The organism is Microbacterium sp. HMWF026 (genome assembly GCF_003061325.1).
Lineage (GTDB): Bacteria > Actinomycetota > Actinomycetes > Actinomycetales > Microbacteriaceae > Microbacterium > Microbacterium testaceum_E.
On the sequence record NZ_QAJB01000062.1, the window covers coordinates 1 to 2,094 of the forward strand.

A 2,094-nucleotide genomic window follows, 5' to 3' on the forward strand; every position below is an offset into this window, starting at 1 on the left:
ACGAGGTGCAGCACGCCGTCGACCGTCCCGTGGACGGCGTGCACGCGCTCGCGCATCGCGATCACGGCGCTCTCGTCGGTCAGATCGCTCCGCTCGACGGCCACGCCGGGCAGAGCCGATCGGACGGCGGCGAGACGCTCCGCGTCGGAGCCGACGACCACCACGCGCGCGCCCGCGTCGACCAGCGCGCGGGCGCACGTCCGTCCCGCCGCGCTGGTCCCGCCGGCGAGGAGCACGAGGCGGCCGCCCACGAGCTCACCGGTCGCTGTGTCGGCATCCATCGATATGCGCCCTTTCTCGAGGCCGAGCTCCACCGCGTCCGGTGTCAGTCCGTCCCGCGGATCCCCGCGGTCGACGCGATCACGGGGCGCATCTTCTTCTCGAGCGCTTCGAAGAACATCGACAGGGGGAACTCGTCGTCCAGCACCGCGTCGGTGTAGCCCTTCGGCAGGCCCGCGAGAACCTCGTCCGGCAGGCCCCGCGCCCACACCGAGGCGGGGTGCGGGGTGACGACCGCGCGCACCAGGTCGTACGCGGCGAGCCAGTGCGCCGTCTTGGGGCGGTCGATCGAGCGCCAGTAGAGCTCGTCGATCGCGTCGGCCAGGGCGACGACCGCGGCGGGAACCTCGTCCCAGTCGAAGGCGAGCGAGGTGTCGGTCCAGTGCAGGACGCGGCGCTGGTGCAGCCACGCGAACAGCAGCTGCCCGCCCAGGCCGTCGTAGTTGCGCACGCGCGAACCCGTGATGGCGAAGCGGAAGATGCGGTCGAAGATCACCGCGTACTGCACGAGCTCGGCGTGCTGGAGCATTTCGCGCTCGGCGTCATCGAGGGCGTCGCGCGCCGACAGGCGCGCTTGCAGCGACACGCACTCGCGGAACGCCGTCAGGTCGCAGCGCAGTTCCTCGAGCGAGTAGAGGAAGAACGGCATCCGCTGCTTGATCATGAACGGATCGAAGGGCAGGTCGCCGCGCATGTGGGTGCGGTCGTGGATGAGGTCCCACATCACGAACGTCTGCTCGGTCAGCGCCTGGTCGTCGAGCATGCGGGCGGCTGCGGCGGGCAGCTCGAGCTTGGTGATCTCGGCGGCGGCCCCGGTGACGCGGCGGTAGCGGGCGGCCTCGCGGTCCTGGAAGATCGCACCCCACGTGAAGGTGGGGATCTCGCGCATCGCGACGGTCTCGGGGAACAGCACCGCGGAGTTGGTGTCGTAGCCCGAGGTGAAGTCGATCAGGCGCAGCGAGACGAACAGTCGGTTGGTGTACTCGGTCTCGAGGCGGGCGATGAACTCGGGCCAGATCGCCTCGACCAGCACGGCCTCGACGTGCCGCTCGCTCGAGCCGTTCTGCGTGTACATGGGGAACACGACGAGGTGACGGATGCCGTCGACCCGGTGCTCCTGCGGCTGGAAGGCGACCAGCGAGTCGAGGAAGTCGGGAACGCCCAGGCCCTCGGCGCTCCAACGACGGAAGTCGGCGATCGACGCGGTGAGGTATGCCGCGTCGTGGGGGAAGAGCGGAGCGAGGGCGCCGATGGCCTCGATGATGTCGGCGATGGGGCCGGCGGCCGCGGCGGTGTCGTCGATCGAGCCGTCCTTGGCCTGGAGGGGCTGGAGGGCGGTGGCGGCGGCCTTGAGCTGGGCCCAGGCGGGGGTGAGCTCGGCCTCGTCGGCGCCGCGGCCGTCGAGCAGATCACGGGTGGCGCGGATGGTCGTCGCGGTGGTCATGGCATCCTCCGATCAGGGCTGTAAATATTCCTGCCGAGTAGCGATGCTAACGGAAAACTTACGGAGTCCGCTAGTGTCGTCCGGCGGCCGCCTGCTACTGTCGAGCGCATGACCGAGGCCTCCGCTGTTCCGCCGCGCCTCGACGACGCCGTGGACGCCGCCATCGTGCGCGAGATCTCGCTCGACGCGCGCGCGACGCTGTCCCACCTGTCCGAACGGGTGGGGCTGTCGGTCTCGGCCGTGCAATCCCGCCTGCGTCGCCTCGAGGCGCGCGGAATCGTGCAGGGATACCGTCCGATCCTCGACGCCGAGGCCCTGGGGCGCCCACTCGCCGCGTTCGTCGAGATCACCCCGCTCGACCCCGCCCAGCC

3 protein-coding genes are annotated in these 2,094 nt (G+C 70.6%); 1 reads left to right on the forward strand and 2 read right to left on the reverse strand.

Annotated features, from left to right (window positions below; genetic code table 11):
* Both DBR36_RS02925 and DBR36_RS02930 read right to left on the reverse strand, forming a co-directional pair.
* On the reverse strand, window positions 1-281 hold a 281-nt coding region (locus DBR36_RS02925), incomplete at its 3' end, for an SDR family NAD(P)-dependent oxidoreductase (protein WP_146185187.1).
* A gap of 44 nt (window positions 282-325) precedes the next feature.
* Window positions 326-1,723, reverse strand: coding sequence for a DUF6421 family protein (locus DBR36_RS02930; RefSeq protein ID WP_108317489.1), 1,398 nt, complete (start codon window positions 1,721-1,723; stop codon window positions 326-328).
* Window positions 1,724-1,831: 108 nt separating this feature from the next.
* Here DBR36_RS02930 and DBR36_RS02935 point away from each other — a divergent pair.
* Window positions 1,832-2,094: winged helix-turn-helix transcriptional regulator (locus tag DBR36_RS02935; RefSeq protein WP_146185188.1), on the forward strand; the 263-nt coding region annotated here is incomplete at its 3' end.